This is a genomic window from Methyloversatilis sp., assembly GCF_965284615.1.
Lineage (GTDB): Bacteria > Pseudomonadota > Gammaproteobacteria > Burkholderiales > Rhodocyclaceae > Methyloversatilis.
The window spans coordinates 134464-156499 of record NZ_OZ260098.1 but is presented as its reverse complement, the minus strand read 5'-3'; the positions used below and the strand labels follow the sequence as shown (position 1 = coordinate 156499).

The 22036-nt window shown below is 67.4% G+C and carries 21 protein-coding genes; 13 read left to right on the top strand and 8 right to left on the bottom strand.

What is annotated here, in order from left to right:
• Window position 1: 1 nt before the first annotated feature.
• The gene (gene pyrE / locus ACQ66H_RS00745; RefSeq protein WP_430435579.1) at window positions 2–622 is read right to left on the bottom strand and encodes an orotate phosphoribosyltransferase; all 621 of its coding nucleotides are present in this window, start codon (window positions 620–622) and stop codon (window positions 2–4) included.
• 53 nt (window positions 623–675) lie between these two features.
• Between pyrE and ACQ66H_RS00740 the strand changes: the two genes are divergently transcribed.
• The 7 genes from ACQ66H_RS00740 (at window position 676) to ACQ66H_RS00710 (ending at window position 6006) form a co-directional block, all read left to right on the top strand.
• Window positions 676–1470, top strand: coding sequence for an exodeoxyribonuclease III (locus ACQ66H_RS00740; protein WP_430432397.1), 795 nt, complete (start codon window positions 676–678; stop codon window positions 1468–1470).
• A 38-nt stretch (window positions 1471–1508) separates the two neighbouring features.
• Complete coding sequence (locus ACQ66H_RS00735) at window positions 1509–2540, top strand: SGNH/GDSL hydrolase family protein (protein ID WP_430432396.1); 1032 nt, start codon at window positions 1509–1511, stop codon at window positions 2538–2540.
• Between the two features lie 55 nt (window positions 2541–2595).
• On the top strand, window positions 2596–2916 hold the full coding sequence (locus ACQ66H_RS00730) for a DUF883 family protein (protein ID WP_019915939.1): 321 nt from the start codon (window positions 2596–2598) through the stop codon (window positions 2914–2916).
• A 7-nt stretch (window positions 2917–2923) separates the two neighbouring features.
• The gene (locus tag ACQ66H_RS00725; protein WP_304006147.1) at window positions 2924–3304 is read left to right on the top strand and encodes a phage holin family protein; all 381 of its coding nucleotides are present in this window, start codon (window positions 2924–2926) and stop codon (window positions 3302–3304) included.
• Window positions 3301–3591, top strand: a complete 291-nt coding sequence (locus tag ACQ66H_RS00720; protein ID WP_430432395.1) for a YqjK family protein — start codon at window positions 3301–3303, stop codon at window positions 3589–3591. The genes ACQ66H_RS00725 and ACQ66H_RS00720 overlap by 4 nt, the downstream gene beginning before the upstream one ends.
• A 70-nt stretch (window positions 3592–3661) precedes the next feature.
• Window positions 3662–4519: an HDOD domain-containing protein gene (locus tag ACQ66H_RS00715; protein ID WP_430432394.1), complete on the top strand. Its 858-nt coding sequence runs from the start codon at window positions 3662–3664 to the stop codon at window positions 4517–4519.
• 95 nt (window positions 4520–4614) lie between these two features.
• Entirely contained in the window at window positions 4615–6006 is a 1392-nt protein-coding gene (locus tag ACQ66H_RS00710; protein WP_430432393.1) for an AmpG family muropeptide MFS transporter, read from the top strand.
• Between the two features lie 106 nt (window positions 6007–6112).
• Here the strand turns inward: ACQ66H_RS00710 and metW are convergent, their stop codons facing one another.
• The 4 genes from metW to ACQ66H_RS00690 form a co-directional block, all read right to left on the bottom strand.
• Window positions 6113–6715: a methionine biosynthesis protein MetW gene (metW, locus tag ACQ66H_RS00705; protein ID WP_430432392.1), complete on the bottom strand. Its 603-nt coding sequence runs from the start codon at window positions 6713–6715 to the stop codon at window positions 6113–6115.
• 13 nt (window positions 6716–6728) lie between these two features.
• Window positions 6729–7871, bottom strand: coding sequence for a homoserine O-succinyltransferase MetX (gene metX / locus ACQ66H_RS00700; protein ID WP_430432391.1), 1143 nt, complete (start codon window positions 7869–7871; stop codon window positions 6729–6731).
• A gap of 188 nt (window positions 7872–8059) precedes the next feature.
• A complete protein-coding gene (locus ACQ66H_RS00695; RefSeq protein ID WP_430432390.1) occupies window positions 8060–8377 on the bottom strand; it encodes a heavy metal-binding domain-containing protein in 318 nt (105 codons plus the stop codon).
• 67 nt (window positions 8378–8444) lie between these two features.
• Complete coding sequence (locus ACQ66H_RS00690) at window positions 8445–9173, bottom strand: YebC/PmpR family DNA-binding transcriptional regulator (protein WP_430432389.1); 729 nt, start codon at window positions 9171–9173, stop codon at window positions 8445–8447.
• A gap of 140 nt (window positions 9174–9313) precedes the next feature.
• Between ACQ66H_RS00690 and ACQ66H_RS00685 the strand changes: the two genes are divergently transcribed.
• The 6 genes from ACQ66H_RS00685 (at window position 9314) to ACQ66H_RS00660 (ending at window position 17022) form a co-directional block, all read left to right on the top strand.
• On the top strand, window positions 9314–10531 hold the full coding sequence (locus ACQ66H_RS00685) for a signal protein (protein ID WP_430432388.1): 1218 nt from the start codon (window positions 9314–9316) through the stop codon (window positions 10529–10531).
• A complete protein-coding gene (locus ACQ66H_RS00680) occupies window positions 10531–10965 on the top strand; it encodes a hypothetical protein (protein WP_430432387.1) in 435 nt (144 codons plus the stop codon). Before ACQ66H_RS00685 ends, ACQ66H_RS00680 begins: the two co-directional genes overlap by 1 nt.
• Entirely contained in the window at window positions 10955–12574 is a 1620-nt protein-coding gene (locus ACQ66H_RS00675) for a diguanylate cyclase domain-containing protein (RefSeq protein WP_430432386.1), read from the top strand. The genes ACQ66H_RS00680 and ACQ66H_RS00675 overlap by 11 nt, the downstream gene beginning before the upstream one ends.
• Window positions 12575–12642: 68 nt before the next feature.
• Window positions 12643–14154, top strand: coding sequence for a helicase HerA-like C-terminal domain-containing protein (locus tag ACQ66H_RS00670; RefSeq protein ID WP_430432385.1), 1512 nt, complete (start codon window positions 12643–12645; stop codon window positions 14152–14154).
• A 2-nt stretch (window positions 14155–14156) separates the two neighbouring features.
• Window positions 14157–15050 (top strand): DMT family transporter, encoded by an 894-nt coding sequence (locus tag ACQ66H_RS00665; protein ID WP_430432384.1) that lies wholly within the window; start codon window positions 14157–14159, stop codon window positions 15048–15050.
• A gap of 70 nt (window positions 15051–15120) precedes the next feature.
• Window positions 15121–17022, top strand: a complete 1902-nt coding sequence (locus ACQ66H_RS00660; RefSeq protein WP_430432383.1) for a M48 family metallopeptidase — start codon at window positions 15121–15123, stop codon at window positions 17020–17022.
• 3 nt (window positions 17023–17025) lie between these two features.
• On the opposite strand, the gene ACQ66H_RS00655 is transcribed toward ACQ66H_RS00660, so the two are convergent.
• Genes ACQ66H_RS00655 through ACQ66H_RS00645 form a run of 3 tightly spaced genes read right to left on the bottom strand, consistent with a single transcriptional unit; the run spans window position 17026 to window position 21943 of the window.
• The gene (locus tag ACQ66H_RS00655; protein ID WP_430432382.1) at window positions 17026–18609 is read right to left on the bottom strand and encodes a sensor histidine kinase; all 1584 of its coding nucleotides are present in this window, start codon (window positions 18607–18609) and stop codon (window positions 17026–17028) included.
• Window positions 18609–18977 carry a response regulator gene (locus tag ACQ66H_RS00650; RefSeq protein ID WP_020162885.1) on the bottom strand — a complete coding sequence of 123 codons (369 nt, stop codon included), beginning with the start codon at window positions 18975–18977 and terminating at the stop codon, window positions 18609–18611. Before ACQ66H_RS00650 ends, ACQ66H_RS00655 begins: the two co-directional genes overlap by 1 nt.
• On the bottom strand, window positions 18974–21943 hold the full coding sequence (locus ACQ66H_RS00645) for an ATP-binding protein (RefSeq protein ID WP_430432381.1): 2970 nt from the start codon (window positions 21941–21943) through the stop codon (window positions 18974–18976). Before ACQ66H_RS00645 ends, ACQ66H_RS00650 begins: the two co-directional genes overlap by 4 nt.
• Window positions 21944–22036 lie beyond the last annotated feature (93 nt).

The following is a 22036-nucleotide window of genomic DNA, read 5'->3' as shown; positions in this document are numbered from 1 at the left end:
TTCAGCCATTCACTCCGTATTTCGCGCGGTAGGCACGCACCGCATCGAGATTGCCCTGCATGCCCGGGCTTTCCTGCAGATAGCCGACCAGATCGTCGAGCGTGGCGCAGGCAACCACGGGCATGCCGTATGAACGTTCCACTTCCTGAACCGCTGACAATTGTCCGGTGCCCCGCTCCATGCGGTCGAGGGCAATCGCCACACCTGCCGGTTCGGCGCCGGCTGCGCGGATCAGCTCGACCGACTCGCGCACCGAAGTGCCGGCGCTGATCACGTCGTCAATGATGAGCACCCGGCCCTTCAGCGGCGCGCCAATCAGCGTGCCGCCCTCGCCGTGGTCCTTCGCTTCCTTGCGGTTGAACGCAAAGGGCAGGTCGCGACCGTGCTGCGCGATCTGCATCGCGGTACCGGCGGCCAGAACGATGCCCTTGTAGGCCGGTCCGAACAGCATGTCGAACTGCGGCGCACGACTCAAGATCGTATCGGCATAGAAGCTGCAAAGCTTGAGCACCGAAGCGCCGCTGTTGAACAGCCCGGCGTTGAAGAAGTAGGGGGATTCGCGCCCCGCCTTGGTGGTGAAGCTGCCGAAGCGCAGCACGCCGGTATCGACGGCGAACTTCACGAATTCACGTCTAGAATCCACGGGCTTTTCCAATCAGAACGGACAAACCGGCCATGTTACGTATCGTGTCGCTCAACCTCAACGGTATCCGCTCGGCCACCACTAAGGGTGTGTGGGACTGGGTCGCCGGCACGTCGCCGGACGTGCTGTGCGTGCAGGAACTGAAGGCGCAGGAAGCCGACCTCGACGCGTCGATGCGCGCACCGGTGGCGATGGGCGGCAGCGACGGCCACTTCCATTACGCCACGAAGAAGGGCTACAGCGGCGTCGGCCTGTACGCGCGGCGACAGCCGTCGCGGGTGATCACCGGTTTCGGTGTCGAAGAGTTCGACAACGAGGGGCGCTACGTCGAGGCCGACTTCGGCGATGTGACGGTGATTTCTCTCTACCTGCCGTCCGGCTCCAGCGCGCCCGAGCGGCAGGAGGCCAAGTTCCGCTTCCTCGACCGCTTCCAGCCGCACCTGGCCGCGCTTCGGTCAAGCGGGCGCGAGATCGTGGTGTGCGGCGACTGGAATATCGCGCACCAGGAAATCGACCTGAAGAACTGGAAGGGCAATCTGAAGAACTCGGGCTTCCTGCCGGAAGAGCGCGCCTGGATGACCGCGCTGCTGGGCGCGGGCGGCTGGGTGGACGTCTATCGCACGCTGCACCCGGACGCCACCGACGACTGCTACACCTGGTGGAGCAATCGCGGCCAGGCCCGCGCAAAGAATGTGGGCTGGCGCATCGACTACCAGATCGCCACGCCGGGCATCGCGGCAAAGGCCCGCGCCGCAAGCGTCTACAAGGACGTACGCTTCAGCGATCATGCTCCGCTCATTGTCAACTACGATGTCGATATCGTGTGAATCCCGAAGTCATCGTCCCGACCGCCGAAAGGACCGTCATGAAAGCTCTGCGCAGTCTCGCTCTCGCCGCCGCTCTGGGTCTTTCGCTGCCGGTCGCGGCTGACTGGAACGAACTGGTCGTGTTCGGCGACAGCCTGTCGGACACCGGCAACTTCCAGACGCTGACATCGGGTCTGTTCCCGTCCGCAGCTTTCGGTTACGCGCCAGGGCGTTTTTCCAACGGCCCGGTGGCGGTCGAGTATCTGGCCGCCTGGCTGAACCTTCCGCTGGACAACCACGCGGTGGGCGGCGCGCGCACCGGCACGCCGGTCGGCGGCGGCTCCGACAACTATGTCGAGGACACCAGCCAGGGCGCGCTGCTGGCGAGCCTGCTGCAGCAGTCGCCGGGCTGGCTGAACGGCACCGGCATCAACGCCCAGGTGGGTGACTACGTGGCCGGCGGCGGCGGTGGCGCCGACAAGCTCTACTTCATCTGGGGTGGCCCGAACGACTATTTTCTGCCCGCCTCGCTGACCACGCCCGCCACCGTGGGCAATGCGGTGGGCAATCTGCAGACGGCGATCACCTCGCTGTACGCGGCGGGCGCACGTGATTTCCTGATTCCCAACATGCCCGACCTCGGCCTGACGCCCTCCTTCGTCGAGGAAGGTCCGCTGGCGGCCGGTCTGGCCAGTTCGGTGTCGGCCGCCCACAACGCCGCGCTCGCGCTGATGCTCGAGCAGCTCGACCTGAATCTGGCGGATGCCCGCTTCCGCACGGTTGACGTATCGGGCCTGCTCAATGCAGTGGCACTTGATCCCGGTCAGTACGGCTTCACCAATATAGATACACCCTGCCAGACACTGGCCGGCTGCCCGGCCAATCCGGCAGGCTATCTGTTCTGGGACGATGTCCACATCACGACAGCCGGTCATCAGGCCGTGGCGACCGCGTTTCTTGCCGCGGCCCTGGTTCCGGAGGCGGAGAGCTGGGCGATGCTGCTGGCCGGTCTGGGCGTGCTCGGTGTAGCCCGTCGCCTACAGTGGAAGCGCCCGACCGACGACACTGTTGCGTTGCGGCCTGCAACCTGAACGGCTAACTTCGGGGTCTGCCCCGAAATGACTTCACTCGCAAAGGAGAAGAGCAATGTCCGAACTGATCGATCAGAACACCGTCACCAAGGAAAAGCTGGTTGCAGACCTGAAGGTGGTCATCTCCGACGCCGAAGAACTGCTGCGTGTGACCGCCAACCAGGCCGGCGAGAAGGTGGGCGAACTGCGCGTGCGCATGCAGGAAAATCTCACCTCCGCCCGTCACAAACTGGCCGATGCGGAAGCGGCGCTGAAGGAAAAGTCGCGCGAAGTGGCCCGCGCCACCGACGACTACGTGCATGAACACCCGTGGAAGTCGATCGGCGTCGCCGCTGGCGTAGGTCTGCTGGTCGGTCTGCTGATCGGCCGCCGCTGAGCTCGCGATGGCCGCATCGCCCCGGCCTGAGCGCCTCGCCGTATCGCTGAAGGGATTCGTTTCCAGCCTGATCGAGATCGTTCACGTCAGGCTGGAGCTGATCACCGTCGAAGCGCGCGACGAAGCCCTGCGTCTGACCGAACTGCTGGTCTATGGTGCGCTGGCCATCGCCTTCCTCACCTTCGGCATCGCCTTTCTGGCGGTCTTGCTGACCGTGCTGCTGTGGGACAGCCATCGCCTGCTGGTGCTGACGCTGTTTTCGACGCTGTTCATCACGCTGGGCGTCGTGGCAGCGGTCATCGCCCGCGCGCGCATGGCCGAAGGCACGCGGCTGTTCGCATCCACGCTTGACGAACTGAAGCGCGACCGCGACGCGCTGGACCGATGAACGAACGGCGCCTGCGTCTGGCCCTTGCGCGCGAGCGGCTGGTCGAACGATCACGTCGGCTGCGCGTCGAAGCGGCGGCACAGTCGGCGGTGCTCGACCCGGTACTGAACGTCGGCGATCAGATCCGCGCTGGTGCTGCCTGGGTGCGCGGTCACCCGGAGGCGCTGGCGGCTGCGCTGGTCGGGTTCGCGCTCGTGCGCCCGCGGCGCGTCTGGCGCTGGGGCCTGCGGCTGTGGGGCGCCTGGCGGCTGCTCGGCACGCTGCAGCACCGCTTGACCTCCCGCTGAGCGACAGACGCTCAAGTTTTCCGGCAGGACGCCGAATTCAGCTCATTGCCACCGTATCCCCGCTCCCCCGATGACCACACACTCCGCACAGGAACTGGCGCGCAGAACGACCGAACTGGTCACGCTGCCTGCCATCTACCATCGGGTGAAGCAGGTCATCGACGACCCGGATGGCTCGGTGATCGAACTGGCCAAGGTCGTTGCGGCGGACCCCGGCATCACGATGCGCGTGCTGCGCGTCGTCAACAGCGTCTTCTACGGCTTCCCGGGCAAGATTGAAACGATGCAGCGCGCGGTGAGCGTGCTCGGCATGCAGCAGGTGCACGACATCGTGCTGGCGACGACGGTGACCGCCGTCTTCGCCGGCATGCGCCCGGAGCGCATGGATGTCGCCCGCTTCTGGCGGGCCTCGGCGATGCGCGGCCTGCTGTCGCGCGCGGCCGCCAAGAGCTGCGGCCTGCTCGACGCCGAGCGGCTGTTCGTCGGCGGCATGCTGGCCGACATTGGCCACATGGTCATGTACATGCACACACCGCAGGAGTCGGAACAGGCGCTGGTCGATAGCCGTGCATCAGGCGCGCCGATCGAGCATCTGGAACGCGAAATCGTCGGCTGCGACTACGCCGCGGTGGGCGAAGCCCTGCTGACGGAATGGCGGCTGCCACGCAGCTTTGCCGTGGCCATCGGCGCCCAGATCGATCCGGCGCACGGCGCGCCGCACGAATTCGAAGCGTCGCTGCTGCATCTGGCGCGGCACGCGGTCGGCTACGACGCGGAACTGATCGATTCGGCCCGCATCGTCGCCTCGGCCTCGCCGGCCGCCTGGCAGATCACCCGGCTGGAGCCGCAGGCCTTCGAAGGCGCCTGCGCCGAAGCGGGCAGTTCGCTGGCCGCCGTGATGGGGCTGTTCTTCTCCGAATACGCGTGATCGCCTGATCGGCGCATCACGACCCGTCGCCGACCGGACGGAAGGCGCAGGCACTGGTATCTTCCCGCTTACCTGCCGCCTCACTCCGTCCGCCCTTGATCCCCACTTCCCCTGCCGCCGGCTGGCTCGACAGCCTCAAGGTGTATGCGCACCCGCGCGTCGTCGGCATGCTCTTCCTCGGCTTTTCCGCCGGTCTGCCCCTCATCCTGGTGCTCGGCACGCTGTCCTACTGGCTGCGCGAGGCCGGCATCGACCGTTCGACCATCGGTTACTTCAGCTGGATAGGCCTGGCCTACGGCTTCAAGTGGGTGTGGTCGCCGCTGGTGGATCGCCTGCCGCTGCCCGGACTGACCCGGCTGCTCGGGCGTCGGCGCAGCTGGCTGCTGCTGTCGCAGCTGGCGATCGCCGGCGCGCTGTTCGGCATGGCCAACACCGACCCGGCGCAGGCGTTGGAGCGCATGGTGTGGTGCGCACTGGCGGTGGCCTTTGCGTCCGCCACGCAGGACATCGCGCTCGACGCCTACCGCATTGAGGCGGTCGAGCAACGGCTGCAGGGCGCGATGGCGGCCACCTACCAGGGTGGCTACCGCATCGCGATGATTGCCGCCTCGGCCGGCGTGCTGTGGCTGGCCGCCGCGGTCGATGCCACCGATACCGCCTACGAACATGCACCCTGGCGCTTCGCCTATCTGATCATGGCGGCCAGCATGGGCGTCGGCATCCTGACGACCTTGCTGATCCGTGAGCCGGACGCGCCGGTGTCGGCGGATACCGTACGGCGCGAAGCGCGCACCCGCGAGTGGCTGGCGCGCGAAGGGCTGCACGGCCCGCTGCTGGCCGCCGCCGCCTGGGTGCACGGCGCCGTGGTGTCGCCCTTCGTCGATTTCATCCGCCGCTATCGCTGGCACGCGGTGCTGCTGCTGGCGCTGATCGGCACCTACCGCATTTCCGACGTGGTGATGGGCATCATGGCCAACGCCTTCTACGTGGACATGGGCTACACCAAGGACGAGGTGGCCAATGTGGCCAAGGTGTACGGCGTCGGCATGACCATCGTCGGCGCAGTGATCGGCGGCGTGCTGACGGCGCGCATCGGCGTCATGAAGACCCTCTTCCTCGGCGCCGCGCTGTCGTCGGCCACCAATCTGCTCTTCGTCTGGCTGGCCGGCCGCGGCCACGACGTGAACGGCCTCATCTTCGCGATCTCCGCCGACAACCTGTCGGCCGGCATCGCCTCGTCGGCTTTCGTCGCCTATCTGTCGGGGCTGACGAACGTGGCCTACTCGGCTACCCAGTACGCGCTGTTCAGTTCGCTGATGCTGCTGCTGCCGAAGTTCATCGCCGGCTTCTCCGGCGTCTATGTTGACGCCCACGGCTACGAAGCCTTCTTCACCGCCACCGCGCTGCTGGGGGTGCCGGTGCTGGGGCTGGTGCTGCTCGCGGGGCGGGCGAGAGGCAGGGACCAGGGAGGAGGGGCTAGGGGCTAGGGGCTAGGGGCTAGGGGCTAGGGGCTAGGGGCTAGGGGCTAGGGGCTAGGGAAAGCATGCGGGCGGCTTCGCCGCCCGGAATTCACTAGCCCCTGATCCACAGCCCCTAGCCCCTCGTCCCTCCCAACCTGTACAACGCAAAACTGCCGAGGAAGTTCGGCTCATCGCTTACCGGCTGTCCGGCATCGTCGAGCACCAGCCGCTCGCGGATTTCGATGCCCAGCTTTTCGCACAGCGCTTCGAAGTCGGCGATGGTGAAGAAGCGGACGTTGGGCGTGTCGTACCACTGGTAGGGCAGACGATCAGACACCGGCATGTGGCCGTCCATGATGGCCATGCGGTGCTTCCAGAAGGCGAAGTTGGGAAAGCTCACCACCGCTTCGCGGCCGACACGCAGCATTTCGGTCAGCAGCTTTTCGGTGCGGTGCAGGGTCTGCAGCGCGTTCGAAATGATGACCAGATCGAAGCTCTGGTTGACAAAGTCGTACAGGCCCTTTTCCAGGTCGATCTGCAGCACGTTGATGCCGTTGCGCATGCAGCTGATCACGCGCTCGATGTCGATCTCGACGCCGTAGCCGCTGGCGCCGCGGCTGTCCTTCAGGTGGCGCAGCAGGGCGCCGTCGCCGCAGCCGAGGTCGAGCACGCGCGCGCCCGGGCTCACCCAGCCTGCGATCACGTCGTAGTCTATGCGTCCGTCCAGTGCAGTCATGTCAGTACCCGCCTCACACCGTGATGTTGTCGAAATACGCACGCAGCACTGAATGGTAGTGCGGGTCGTCGAGCAGGAAAGAATCGTGGCCGGCCGACGATTCGATTTCGGCGTAGCTCACGTTCCGACCCTTGCGCATCAGCGCATCGACGATTTCGCGCGAGCGCGACGGCGCAAAGCGCCAGTCGGTCGAGAAGGACACCAGCAGGTAGTCGGCGGTGGCCGGCGCGAAAGCGGCCGCCAGATCGCCGCCGGCGTCGTGCGCCGGGTCGAAGTAGTCGAGCGCGCGGGTCGCCAGCAGATAGGTGTTGGCGTCGAAGCTGCCGGCGAACTTGTCGCCCTGGTAGCGCAGGTAGGACTCGACCTCGAACTCGACCTCGAAACTGAACTTGCGGCCGCCTTCGCGCAGCCGGCGGCCGAATTTCTCGGCCATCAGGTCGTCCGACTGATAGGTGATGTGGCCCAGCATGCGCGCGAGCCGCAGACCGCGACGCGGCAGCGTGTTGTGTTCGTAGAAATGGCCGCCGTGGAAATCCGGGTCGGTGATGATGGCTTGGCGCGCCACTTCGTTGAAGGCGATGTTCTGCGCCGTCAGCTTGGGTGCCGATGCGATCACCAGCGCATGGCGCACGCGCGCCGGCAGGTGGATGGACCACGCCATCGCCTGCATGCCACCCAGGCTGCCGCCGATGATGGCCGCCCAGCAGTCGATGCCGAGGCGATCAGCCAGCAGTGACTGCGCCGCCACCCAGTCCTCGACCGTCACCACCGGGAAATCCGCCCCCCAGGGCTTGCCAGTTTCCGGATTGGTGCTCATCGGGCCGGTCGAGCCGTGACAGCCGCCAAGATTGTTTACGCTGATGACGAAGAACTTGCGCGTATCGAGCGGCTTGCCCGGGCCGATCAGGTTGTCCCACCAGCCGGTGTTCTTCGGCGCGTCGGCATGGATGCCGGCTGCGTGGTGATGACCGGACAGAGCAGGGCAGACCAGCACCGCGTTCGAGCGGGCGGCGTTCAGTTCGCCATAGGTTTCGTACATCAGCTCGAAACCCGGCAGCACGGCGCCGCTCTTCAGCGTCAGCGGCGTGTCGAAACGCGCGCACAGCGGGCTGACGATGCCGACGCTGTCTTCAGGAATGGATATTTCGTTGGCCATGAAAAAACCCGGTTGACCAAAGCCAGGACCGGGTTCGCCCTCGCTTTAGCCGAATTTGTAAGGGAGATCCGGCAGCACACCGCCGGAGGAACCCGGGCGCCCGCAAGCTGAGACAAATCGGCGCCATGAAACAGGGGAAACTGCCTGCATTCTGGCGAATCAGGCGGGTTTGTCAATCATGCGGCGCGTCACACGCTGACCGCGGTACCGCTCACGCACACCATCAGCATGCCGTTGTCGGCGCCCAGCACTTCGTAGTCGATGTCGATGCCGACCACCGCGTTGGCGCCCAGCTTCGCCGCCGCCTCGCTCATTTCCTGCACCGCCGCCTCGCGCGCGTCGGCGAGCGTGCTTTCGTAGGCGCCAGCGCGACCGCCGACCACATTGCGGACGCTGGCGAACAGGTCCTTGAAGATGTTGGCGCCGATGATGGCTTCGCCGGTCACCACGCCGTGGTACTGGCGGATGGGCCGGCCTTCAAGCGTGGGCGTGGTGGTGAGCAGCATTGGCGTTCTCCGGTGACTATGCGAAACATCCTGGGCGAAAGACCCTGGCGACCTGACCCCGGCGACTTTACTCTTCGTCCATCACCGCGGTGGTGTAGACCTCCTGCACGTCGTCCAGACTGTCCAGCACATCCAGCAGTTTCTGCATCTTCACTGCGTCGTCGCCGGCCAGCGGGCTTTCGTTCAGCGGCTTCATCGTCACTTCGGCGAACTCGGCCTTGAAGCCGGCCTTTTCCAGCGCGTCCTTGACCGCCACGAAATCGGCCGGCGGACTCAGCACCTCGATCGAGCCGTCGTCGTTGGTGAGCACGTCCTCGGCGCCGGCTTCCAGTGCCGCTTCCATCAGCGCGTCTTCGGAGGTGCCGGGCGCGAAGATGAACTGGCCGCAGTGCTTGAACATGAAGGCCACCGAGCCGTCGGTGCCGAGGTTGCCGCCATACTTGGAAAAGGCGTGGCGCACGTCGGCTACGGTGCGGGTACGGTTGTCGGTCAGGCAGTTGACCATGACAGCAGCACCGCCGATGCCGTACCCTTCGTAGCGGATTTCCTCGTAGCTTGCGCCGTCGAGCTCACCGGTCCCGCGCTTGACCGCGCGATCGATGTTGTCGCCGGGCATGTTTTCGCCCTTCGCCTTATCAACCGCCATGCGCAGGCGCGGATTGAAGTTGGGGTCGCCGCCGCCCATGCGGGCTGCCACGGTGATTTCCTTGATCAGCTTGGTGAACACCTTGCCCCGCTTGGCGTCCTGACGACCCTTGCGATGCTGGATGTTGGCCCACTTGGAATGACCGGCCATGAAAGAAGACGTCCGTTGGAAATGTGCAAGCCACGATTTTAATCGAGAGCGCCGATGACGGGCTCAAGAGCGTTGCGCCGGGCTCCGTTAATTCCGAATGGGAATTTTCCGGCCCCCGTGGCCGGCGGGTGAATGCAATCGTGACAAGTACAAGACTTCTGATCGCTCTGCTGGCCATCGGCGCCAGCAGCGTCGCCCTGGCGGACGACCCGGCCACCGAGCCGTTGTGGCACTTCGGCGGCTTCGGAACGCTGGGCGCCGGATATCACAGCCAGGAGGACGTCGTCTATCGGCGTGACCTGGAGCAGGCGGGCGGCATCGAGGGCGACAAGCTCGGCTTCCGCCTCGACACCCGCATCGGGCTGCAGGCGAGCGCCAACTTCAATCCGCGCTGGTCAACGACGATACAGGCGGTCAGTCGCCTGAACAGCGAAGGCAACTGGGCGCCCATGCTGAGCTGGGGCCTCGTGCGCTACGCGCCGACCGACTGGCTGGAACTGCGCGCCGGCCGGCTCGGCGCCGACATCTACCTCGAAGGCGACTCGCGCCACGTCGGCTACGCCTACACCGCGGCGCGACCGCCGACCGAAGTGTACGGCGTGGTGACGCAGGACCGCTTCGATGGCGCCGACCTCACGCTGCGCACGCCGATCGGCGACGGGCTGGGCAGCGTCAAGGTGTATGGCGGTCAATCGCGGGGCGACTTCTACCTGTATGGCCAGCGAGTGACGCAGGACGATGCGACCACCGTGGGCGCGACGATCGAATGGGCGAACGACACGCTGACGCTGAAGGCGGCCTGGGCCGACATCCACGCGCGCGGCGACCGTTCGCTGGTCGAACTGCGCGACGCGCTGGCATCGGTACCGCTGGCGCAGGCGCAGTTGCGAGCATCGCAGATCCAGACTTCGCACCACATCACCTTCGCCGGTCTCAGCGCACGCTACGAAAACGGCCCGTGGTCGCTGCAGGGCATTCTTGCGCGGGAAACCTTCTCGCAGTTTCCGCGCTATTCCGGCTGGGGTTCGAGCGTGGTCGCCGGCTACCGCATCGGCGCGTGGAAGCCCTATCTGACCTGGGGACGCATTTCCTTCGAGCCGGACGACAGTGCGCTGACGCTGCCAGCGCCGGCAGCTGCGCTGCAGGTCGTCTATGACCGCGTCGTCAACCGGCTGACGATGAATCAGCGCACTTTCGGCGCCGGTGTGCGTTATGACTTCGCCACCGATTACGCCTTGAAGGTACAAATTGAAAAGATCAATGCCTCGTCGTCGTCGATACTGATCACCCCCAGCGGCCTGCCGGTCCGCGATGCCAGTCTGACGCTGTTCACCGTCGTGCTGGATTTCGTTTTCTGATGCCGCTGATGCACTTGTTCACCCGACGAACCCTGCTCACGCTCGTTCTTGCGTTCGTGAGCGGATGGGCGCGTGCGGAAACGCTGGCGGTCATCGTGCACCCCTCGAGCGGGGTGGACAGCCTGAGCAGGGAGGAAGCAAGCCATCTGTTCCTCGGTCGCATCAAGCACCTGCCGTCCGGCACGCCGGCCGTCGTACTGGATACGAAATCGTTGCGCGCGGACTTCTACCGCGCACTGGTCAATCGCGAAATGAACGAGATCAGCGCCTACTGGGCGCGCCTGAAATTCTCCGGACGGACCCAGCCGCCGGAGCAGATCGACGACGCCGAGTCGGTGCTGCGACGCGTCGCGGCCGAGCGCGGCGCGATCGGCTACGTCGATGCCGCGCGGGTGGACAAGCGCGTCCGGGTGGTGCTGCTCCTTGAGTACTGAACCGGCTTCCCGCCCGCCCGGCACGCCTGACGCGACGCCATCGCCGCGCCGGACGCAGACCAGCGTGGTCTGGCGCACCACCATGCTGATGCTGTTCTTCGGCGGGCTGGTCGGCGTTCTGGTCGCGCTGGCCAGCACTGTAATGGTCGGCCGGGAAGAGCGGGAGCGGATGCAGCAGCATCTGGCGGAATTGATGGCCACCGTCGAGCGCACCGCCAGCGTCGCCGCCTTTGCGCGCGACGAGCAGCTGGCGAACGAGGTGGCCCAGGGCCTGCTGCTCAACGATGCCGTCTCCCGCGTCGTCATCACCGAAGGTGATCACGTGCTCGCTTCGGTCGGCGAAGCCGACAAGGACACCGGTGTTCTGCGGCTGCCGGTGCTTTCCCGACCGCTCACATCACCGTTCTCGCCGGAGCAGCAGGTCGGTGAGCTCAGGGTGTGGCCGGCCAGTTCGAAGATTGCGCAGGACGCTGGATCCTATTCGGGCTTCATCGCCCTCATCCTGCTGATCGAACTGGTGTTCGTCGTGGCGTCGGTGGCCTGGGTGGTGCTGAACGTGTTCACGCGCCCGGTGAAGAAGCTGTCGGATGATCTGCATCACCTCGAAATCGGCGCCGGCAAGCACGTTCCGGTACCCAACGGCCACGCCGGCGACGAGATCGGCCGGCTGGCTGGCGACATCAATACGCTGATCACCCGGATGGACGGCCTGCTCGCCGCCGAGCGCGATACGCGGGCACAGCTCGAGGCGTCCGAGCGCAAGTTCAGGCTCATCTTCGAAAGCGCGGAGACCGGCATCTTCACCGTCGATAACGCCGGTCGCCTGCACGACTGGAACCCCTGGCTGGCGGCAAAGCTGCGCCTGCCGGCACGCGAGGGCAGCGATCGCAGCTATGCGCTGGGCACCCTGCTCGGCGACGCCTCGTCGCGGCTCGATACGCTGATGGTGCGCGCTTTGAGCGACCAGCGCCCGACCTCGGCCGATTTCGGCGTGCAGTATGGCGAATCCGGCGTGCTCTGGCTGCACGTCGTGCTCAACCCGCTGCCCGACGGCCTGCTGCAGGGCATCGCCAACGACGTGACCGAACGCAAGCGCGCCGAGGCAAGCGCGCTGGCGATGGCCGAGCGCGACCCGCTGACCGGCCTGCTGAACCGGCGCGGCATCGAGCATCGCCTCAGCAGCGCTCTGGAAAACCTGCACGGCAGCGGTCTGGCGCTGATGCTGGTCGATCTCGACGGCTTCAAGCAGGTGAATGACACGCAGGGCCACGAAGCCGGCGACCGCGTGCTCAGCTGGGTCGCGCGACAACTCGAAGCGGTCGTGCGGCGCACCGATCTGGTCGCGCGGCTGGGCGGCGACGAATTCGTCGTCGTGCTGTGCGCGCTGGAAAGCCCGGACACCGCGCGCTTCATCGCCGCCAAGATCGTCAGCGCACTGGCGCGGCCGATAGACGCCGGCGGCAACCAGCTGGTGCAGATCGGCGCCAGTGTCGGCATCGCCTACACCGACGCCCGGACCGACGCACCGGACGCATTGATGCGCCGTGCCGACGACGCAATGTACGAAGCCAAGCGCGCCGGCAAGTCGCAGTACCGCTTCGCGTCATAGGGCGCGCTCACGCTCGGTTTGAGCGCCGCGCTGGTAGCATCGCGCCATCCCCTCCGAGGACAGAAGCCATGGCCGAACCGCTCCATGTCGCCCGCGCCGGCGACCTCTCGCTCGCCCTGCTGCCCAATATGGCCAACCGCCACGGGCTCATCACCGGCGCCACCGGCACCGGCAAGACCGTCACGCTGCAGTCGCTGGCCGAACGCTTCTCCTACATCGGCACACCGGTGTTCATGGCCGACGTGAAGGGCGACCTGTCGGGCATGGCTGCGGCGGGCACGGTCAGCCCGAAGCTGCAGCAGCGCCTCGACATGCTGGGCATCACCGATTTCGTGCCCTACCCGAGCCCGGTCTGCTTCTGGGATGTGTTCGGCGAATCCGGCCACCCGATACGCGCCACCGTCAGCGACATGGGTCCGCTGCTGCTCGCCCGCCTGCTCGGCCTGAACGAAACGCAGGCCGGCGTGCTCACCATCGTGTTCAAGGTGGCCGACGACCACGGCCTGCTGCTGCTCGACATGAAGGACCTGCGCGCGCTGGTACAGCATGTCGGCGACAACGCGGCACAGTTCAAGACCCAGTACGGCAACATTTCCACCGCGTCGATCGGCGCCATCCAGCGCGGCCTGCTGCAGCTGGAGGAACAGGGCGCCGACCGCTTCTTCGGCGAACCGATGCTGGACATTGCCGACCTGATGACCTTCGACGAACACGGCCGCGGCACCATCAACATCCTGGCCGCCGACCGCCTGTACAACTCGCCCAAGCTCTACTCGACCTTCCTGCTGTGGCTGCTGGCCGAACTGTTCGAACAGCTGCCGGAAGTGGGCGACATGGACAAACCCAAGCTGGTGTTCTTCTTCGACGAAGCCCACCTGCTGTTCAACGAGGCGCCGCCGGCGCTGCTGGAGAAGATCGAACAGGTGGTGCGGCTGATCCGCTCGAAGGGCGTCGGCGTCTATTTCGTGACGCAGAACCCGCTCGACGTACCGGATTCGGTGCTGGCCCAGCTCGGCAACCGGGTGCAGCACGCGCTGCGCGCGTTCACGCCGCGCGACCAGAAGGCGGTCAAGACCGCCGCCCAGACCATGCGGCAGAACCCGAAGTTCGACGCCGAACAGGCCATCATGGAGCTGGGCACCGGCGAAGCGCTCATTTCCTTCCTCGACGAGAAGGGCCGGCCGTCGATGGTCGAGCGCGCCTTCGTGCTGCCGCCCGCGTCGCGCCTCGGCCCGCTGACCGCCGAGGAGCGCAGCGCGATGATCCAGCACTCGCCGATGCGCGGCCGCTACGAACAGACGCTGGACCGCGAGTCGGCCTACGAAATGCTCGCAGCGGCCGTGAATGCCAACCCGGCCGCCACCGGCAAGCCGGTGCCCGAAGCGCCGGCCGGCTCGGGCGGCGGCCTGCTCGGCGGGCTGCAGGATCTGGTGTTCGGTTCAACCGGCCCGCGCGGCGGCCAGCGTGACGGTCTGGCCCAGACCGCCGCCAAGACGGTGGCGCGCACCATCGCAAGTTCGGTCGGTCGCGAAATCGTCCGTGGCGTGCTCGGTTCCATCCTCGGCGGACGACGGAAATAGCGATGTCTGCACCGGCCACCGACGCGCGCCTCGGCATCTGGCTCGCGGTCATCGCTTCGGCCGGCTTTTCGCTGAAGGCCATCCTGGCCAAGCTCGCCTATCCGCACGGCGTCGATCCAGTCACGCTGGTGGCGCTGCGCATGCTGCTGGCCGCACCGGTATTCGTCGTCGTCGCCTGGCGCGAAGCCCGGCGCGGCGCGCCGCTCAGCGCGCGCGACTGGGCGACCGTCAGCGTGCTCGGCCTGTTCGGCTACTACGGCGCCAGCATGCTGGATTTCTACGGCCTGCTCTACATTTCGGCCGGCCTCGAACGGCTGGTGCTGTTCACCTACCCGACGCTGACGCTGCTGATCGGCTGGATGGCGCACGGCCGTCGCATCACGCGGCGCGAAGTCGTCGCCAGCCTGCTCTGCTACGGCGGCATCGCGCTGGCCGTGGTGCACGACATCGAAGTGAGCGGCGAAGCGGCCGTCATTGCGCTGGGCTGCGCGCTGGTGTTCGGCTCCTCGCTCAGCTTCGCCATCTACCTGACCGGTGCCGCGGCGCCGATACGCAAGCTCGGCGCGACGCGCTTTTCGGCGCTCGCCACACTGGTGTCAACGGTGGCGGTCAGCCTGCACTTCGTCGCCGTGCGCCCGCTCGACGCGCTCGCGCAGCCGGCGCCGGTGCTCTGGCTGGCGGTGGCGATGGCGCTGTTCTCGACCGTGCTGCCGGTGTTCCTGCAGTCGGCGGCGATCCGCCGCATGGGCGCGCAGACCGCCGCGCTGGTCGGCAGCACCGGTCCGGTCATCACCGTATTCCTCGCCTGGTGGATGCTGGCCGAACCGGTGTCGACGCTGCAGATCGCCGGCACCGTGCTGGTGATCGCCGGTGTGCTCTGGGTGGGGCGGCGCTGAGAAGCCGGTCACGGCAGAAAAACAGGTCCATGCTAATTTCATCCCCTTTTCCGGGTACGGGGATGCACAGATGGACGTATCGCGTTTCGAACAGCTGATCCACCGCCTCGAAGCGGTGGCCGCGCACAACCCGTCGGGCTATCGCGCGCGCGTGGCGGCGGTGGCGCTGCTTGGCTTCGTCATCCTGGCGGTCGTGCTCGGCATGGCCCTGCTGATGGTCGGTGCGCTGGCCGGCGTCGTACTGATGCTGTTCAAGGGCGGTGGCGCGGTGGCGCTGATCGCGCTGAAGCTGGGCAAGGCCCTCATCCTGCTCGCGCTGCCGCTGTGGCTGCTCCTTAAGACGTCCTTCCGCATGCTGCTGGCGCGCTTCCCGGCACCGGAGGGCCTGGAGATCGCGCGCACGGATGCGCCCCGCCTGTTCGAGCGGCTGGACGACATGCAGCGACGGATGAACGGGCCCGCCTTCCATCACGTGCTGCTGGTCGACCAGCTCAATGCCGCAGTCGTGCAGCACCCACGGCTCGGCCTGTTCGGCTGGAACCGGCACTACCTGATACTGGGCCTGCCGCTGCTGCAGACGCTGGACGAAGACGAGGCGCTGGCGGTGGTCGCCCATGAATACGGTCACCTGGCCGGCGACCACGGCCGCTTCGGCGCCTTCATCTACCGGCTGCGCGGCGCCTGGGGCCAGATGCAGTCGATGGCGCAGTCCTGGGACGACTGGGGAAGCCGCCTCGTCGCCCGGCTGTTCGACTGGTACGCACCGTGGTTCAACGCCTACTCGTTCGTGATGGCGCGCGCCAACGAATATCAGGCCGACCGCTCGTCGGCCGAGCTGGTCGGTGCCGCCGCGGCCGCCCGTGCGTTGCAGCGGGTGGGCGTCGCCGCGCGCTTCGAGGCGCAGGACTTCTGGCCGGGCATCGACCGCCTCGCCCGTGCGCAGCCCGAGCCGCCGGCCGCGCTCAGCGGCGAATGGCGACGCGCGCTGTCCGCACTCGACGACGCGCGCGTCTGCGCCTACCGCGACGAGGTACTGCAGGAAAGCACCGGTTACGGCGACACCCACCCCAGCCTGAACGACCGTTTGCGCGCACTCGGAGAAGCGCCCTCGCCGGTGCTGCCGGCGATCGGCACGACCGCGGCCGAGCGCTGGCTGGGCGACGCGCTGCCACGGCTGGCCGGCGTACTCGACGCCCGCTGGCGCGACGACGTACGCACGCGCTGGCAGGAGCGCAACAGCTATCTGGCCGAACGTCTGCAGCAGTTGCAGGCGTTGCGTGAAAACGGTGAACGCAGCGTCGAGGATGAATGGACGCTGCTGCTGCTGACCGCCGAACTGGAGCCGGACGTCGACCGGCGCCCGGCCGTCGAGGCGCTGCTCGCGCGGGCGCCGGACCACCTCGCGGCCCGCTTCGCGCTCGCCGATCTGAAGCTGGACGCCGGTGACGCGGGCGGCATCGACGACATCGAGGCGGTGATGCAGGCCGATGCCGACGCGATACTCGCCGGCTGCGAAACGATCTGGCGCTGGCTGCGCACGCGCGACCCGGTGCGCGCCGACCTGTACCGTGAACGCTGGGAAAGACGGCAGGCACATCTGGCCGGCGTGCAGCGCGAAATGGACACGCTGGATCCGAAGTGCGAACTCGGTCGGCACGATCTGCCGCCGGACGTCGAGGCCGACATCATGCGCGCCGTGCTGCCGCACGCTGATCGTCTGGCCCGCGTTTTCCTGCTGCGCCGACCGATCGCCGCCGACCCGCGGGCGCGTGCCTACGTGCTGGCTTTCGACATGACACGGCGCTGGCTGCGCAGCGAAGAAGCGCTCGGCAAGCTGGCGCGGACGTTGGCGGCGGCGGACTATCCGGTGTCGCTGCACGTGGTGCCGCTGGGCGCAAAGGCCTTCCGCGGCTGGCGCAAGCGCATCCGCGCGCTGGGTGTCGAGGCGCTGCCGCTCGACGGCGGAAACTGAACCTCAGGCCGCGATCGGTGGCAGTTCGGCGTCGCTCTCGCCCAGCGTGAAACAGAAGGTGGCGCCCTTGCCCGGCTCGGCGCGCGCCCAGACGCGGCCGTTGTGGCGGCGGATGATGCGCTGGACCAGCGCCAGGCCGATGCCGGTGCCTTCGAACTCACCTTCGCGGTGCAGCCGGATGAAGGGATTGAACAGCTTGTCGGCGTGCGCCATGTCGAAGCCGACGCCGTTGTCGCGTATGTAGATCACCGCCTGCTGACCGCGACCTTCGGCGCCGACCTCGATGCTGCCGTGCGGCACCGGCGACGAGAACTTCCACGCGTTGCGCAGCAGGTTGTCGAGTGCGATGCGCAGCAGGCCGACGTCGCCGGCCACCAGCATGCCGGGCTGGATGACGATGGCGCAGTCGCGCCGCGGGTCGCTGGCGTGCAGCGTGTCGGCGATCTCCTGCGCCAGCGCGCTGAGGTTGACCGGCTGGCGCTGCAGCGGCATCCGCGTCACGCGCGACAGTTCGAGCAGGTCGTTGACCAGATGCTCCATGCGCAACGCGGCGCGCAGGATGCGCGACAGCGCGTCGAAACTCGCCTTGCCCAGGCCGCTCACGTCCGGCCGTGTCATTTCCGATTCGAGCACGCTGGCGAAGCCGTGAATGGCGCGCAGCGGGCCGCGCAGATCGTGCGACACGGAGTAGCTGAAGCTTTCCAGTTCCTCGAACGCGGCCTTCAGGCTGGAGGTGCGGCTGCGCACGCGCTCGTCCAGCTCGTGATTGAGCGCGCGCAGATCCTCTTCCGCCTTGACCTGGCGGCTGACGTCGCGGGCGCTTCCGCGGTAGCCGCCGATCTGGCCCGCCGCGTCGCGCCAGGGGCGGCCGGACAGCGCCATGATGCGCACGCCGCCGTCCTGCTGCCGCCAGTCGATCACGATGTCGCGGAAGGGACGGAATTCCTGCGTCAGCAGCGCGATGTCGTCGTGCCGCTGCGGGCCGGGCCGGCGCATCGCGAACAGCGCGTTCAGCGACAGGCCGCGCAGCGGCCAGGCGCCGTCCGACGTGTACACGATGGTGCGCTCGGCGTCGGTTTCCCAGAACCAGTCGGCCGCCGCCTCGGCGAAATCGCGCAGCCGCGTGCGTTCGGCTTCGAGCTCGTTGATCTTCTTGTCCAGCTTGTCGCGCAGTCGCTCGGCGTACAGCGCGTCGGCGTCGCCGACCACCGGCCGCTGCGGGCCACGGCTGCCCAGCGCCTCCAGCTCGGCGATCAAGGCGCCGATCTCGCAGGGCTTGACCAGGAAGCGGTCGGCGCCCAGCCGGTAGGCCAGTTCCTCGTCGCGGCGGTCGGTGAAGGTGGCGGTGTAGAAGGCGAACGGGATGGCGGCCAGCTGCGGGTGTGCGCGCACCGCGCGGCACAGGCCGTAGCCATCGAGTTCCGGCATCAGGATGTCGGACACGATGAGGTCGGGCGGCTGCGCCTTGGCCAGTTCGAGCGCGGCGCGCCCGTCGGCCGCGGTGCGCACGGCATGGCCGCGCGATTCCAGCGCGGCGCTGAGCATCAGGCGGGAGTTCTCGTCGTCTTCGGCGATCAGGATGTCCATCAGGCTCGGGCCAGTACGTCTTCGATCTGTTTCATCACCCGCAGCGGGTCGATGGGTTTTTCGATGTAGCCGTTGCAGCCGGCGGCCAGCACGCGCTCGCGGTCACCGGCCATCGCGAACGAGGTGATGGCGATCATCGGAATCGGCGGCCAGCCCTCGGCCGCGCGGATGCGGCGGGCGACCTCGATGCCGTCGATGTCCGGCAGCTGGATGTCGAGCAGGATGAAATCGGGGCGCTCGCGCAGCGCCTCGGCAACCCCCTCCAGCCCGGTCATCGCGCAGCGCGTACCGTACCCTCCGGCGTGCAGGATGAATGTGATCAGTTCGAGGTTGTTCTCGTTGTCCTCGATCACCAGCGCGGTCTTCACGGACGGCTGCCCTCCGTCGCACGGCCCGAGCCCTCGCGCGGCAGGTGCAGCGTGAAGCGGCTGCCCACGCCCGGCGTGCTCTGCACGTTGACGCTGCCGGACAGCAGTTCGGTGGCGATCTTGCGCGTCAGGTAGAGACCGAGCCCGGTGCCGGGCGTCTTCACGCGCAGGTGGGAATCGATGCGTTCGAAGGGCTGGAAAAGACGGGCGAGCCCGGTATCGTCCATGCCGATGCCCGTATCCTCGACGCTGATGTCGAGCCAGCTGCCACGCACGCTCGCCTCCACAGTGATGGTTCCTTCGACCGTGTACTTTACCGCGTTGCTCACGAAATTCAGTATGCATTGGAGCAGCCGGCGGCGGTCCGCCTGGACCAGGATGCCCGGTGGCACGCGCACCTCGATGTCCAGCTTCTTCTCGCGCGCGGCCGGCGTCACCGACTGCACCGCCTCGTCGATCACCGCCTCGACCTCGAAGCGCTCCTCGAACACGTCGATGAAGCCGGCTTCGATCTTCGATATGTCGATCACGTCGGTGATCAGCGCCAGCAAGTGCCTGGCCGAGCCATAGACCCGGGTGAGCTGGTCGTGCTGGCGCGTGTTCAGTTCGCCCGCCATGCCGGCCAGCACCACACCGGTGAAACCGATGATGGAATTGAGCGGGGTGCGCAGTTCGTGCGACATCGAAGCAATGAACATCGATTTCAGCCGGTCGAGATCCTTCAGTCGCTCGTTCGCCTGCGCAAGTTCCGCGGTGCGTTCGCTCACCCGCTGTTCCAGCGTTTCGTTGGCCACGCGCAGCGCCTGTTCGTTGCGCTTGATGTCGCTGATGTCGCGCAGCACGCTGGAAATGAACTGCACCTCGCCGTCGGCGTCGCGGTGGGCGACGCGCACCGCCGACATCGGCACGCTGCCGCCACCGTGCTTTCGCAGCCGCGTCTCGCCGACCCAGATGCCCTCCGTCATCACTGCCGGCAGTTCGACCTTGAGGTAGTGGCGGTAGGCGTCCGGCGGGTAGAGATCGGCGACCAGCAGGTTTTCCGGCAGCGCGGGACCGGCCAGGCCGACGGTGCGCCGCGCAGCAAGATTCAGATAGGTGATGCGCAGGTCGGTATCGACGGTGGACACATAGTCCGGCGTCGCGTCGAGGATGGCTGACAGGCGCACCTGCTCCGCCTGCGCCCGGTGGCGCTCGCGCGCCACAAGGAAGCGGCCGAGCAGCGTCGCCACCTCGCCGGCGAAGCGCTGCTCGTCGTGCGCCCACTCGCGCACGTCGCCGGTATGTTCGAGACAGACGACCCCAGCCAACCGGCCGTCGAGAAAGACCGGCGCGTCGAGCATGGCGCTGACGCCCTCGGCGTCGAGGTAACCGCCGGTGAATTCGTGCACCTGCGGATCGCGGCGCGCATCGGCGGCCGCGATAGTGCGGCCGCTGCGCAACGCGGCGAAATAGTCGGGGAAGGCGGACGCGGCCAGCACGGCGCCGGAGACATGGCCGCGATCGACGTCGATCCGGCGCCGGTCGTACAGGTCCAGGCAACGCAGCCGGCCGGTGTCGACGTCCAGCCGCCACACACCGGCGCGGCTCACCGACAGCGCGTCGGCGACCACTTCGGTCAGCGTAGCGAGCGCGGCATCGTCGCCCGCCGACAGCGCCTGATCGACGCTGAGGCGCATGATGGCCGCGAGCTGGCCGTCCTGCCGTTCCAGCCGGTCGCGCTGTTCGCGCCGCGCGCGCAGGTCGTCGGTCACGTCGATGAAGGTGGCCTGGATGGCCTGTGCGCCGTCCCAGCTGACCTGGCGGATGACCGAATCCAGCGTGCGCCGCTGGCCGTCGATGCGCACCACGTCGAGCTGCATCGGCAGCACGCGGCCGGACGCCAGCAGGCGGCGGTTGCTGTCGCTGGAAATGACCGGCAGGTCGTCGGCCACCACCATGTCGGCCAGCGAGTGCTGCCCCATCAGGTCGGCCACCGACTGAAATCCGAGCAGTTCGGCCGCGCGCCGGTTGGCGTACAGCGGCTGGAACTGGCGATGGATCAGGATGCCCTGGATCGAGCCGTCGAACAGATCGAGCAGCTGCGCCTCACGGGTACGCGCGCGGCGCGACGCGGCGGCGCGCTCGTTCAGCGTGATCGACAGCGAGTAGGGCGCGATCGACATCGTGATGACGAAGGCCTGCAGCAGCAGAAGCGCGCGCAGCGGCGTCTCGCTGCCGAACGGACCCAGCCCGGTCTGCGTGCCGTACAGCGCGACCGCGTTCATCAGCACCAGCAGCAGGCTCATCCAGCGCACCTTGAGGCGGATCGCCGACCACACCAGCACCGCCGGCAGCACCAGCATGTAGGGCTCGGGACCATCGAGCAGGCGCAGGAAGAGGGCGGCCGTCACGCCCAGCGTCAGCAGCAGCCAAGGCAGCACGGTCCGCAGGTCGGCCATCAACCGCTGCAGCTGCAGGCGGCCGATCCAGCCGGCGACCAGCTGCACCACCAGCAGCGTGCCGGCGAAGTGGGCGGCCGCGTGCAGCGTCCAGTCCGACAGATAGAAGGGGGCGCCCGACGTCCAGGCGTCGCTGGCGCCACGTGCAATGGCCAGCAGCAGAGCAACGCCGATGAACCAGGCGTAGTGGTCGGCGCGCATGCGCGGGTAGGGCTGCAGCGGGAAGGTGCGCAGCACCTGCGTGCCGACGCAGACCAGGACGCCGGTCAGTGCCGCATTCAGCGTCGCGGCCAGCGGCGTTTGCCCGGCCAGCACACCCTGCACCAGCGTCACCAGCATGACCGGTATCGCGTGCGCGAAGCCGAACAGCAGCACCACGGCAAAGGCGACACCGAGACCGATCTGCAGCACCGGCGGCTGGCCGTCGGACAGGCCGAGCAGCGGATCGACCTGAGTCGCCAGTGCACAGGCGGCCGCGCTGGCGACGTAGCGGAGCGGGTGCAACGAGGCGCGCGGAGATGCAGACACGATATGCTGCGGCAGTGAATGGTCGGCGCATCTTAGCGTCCTTCCGGCACCGCGACCTATCGGCACAAGGAACGATGGACGCGGCGCGACGTC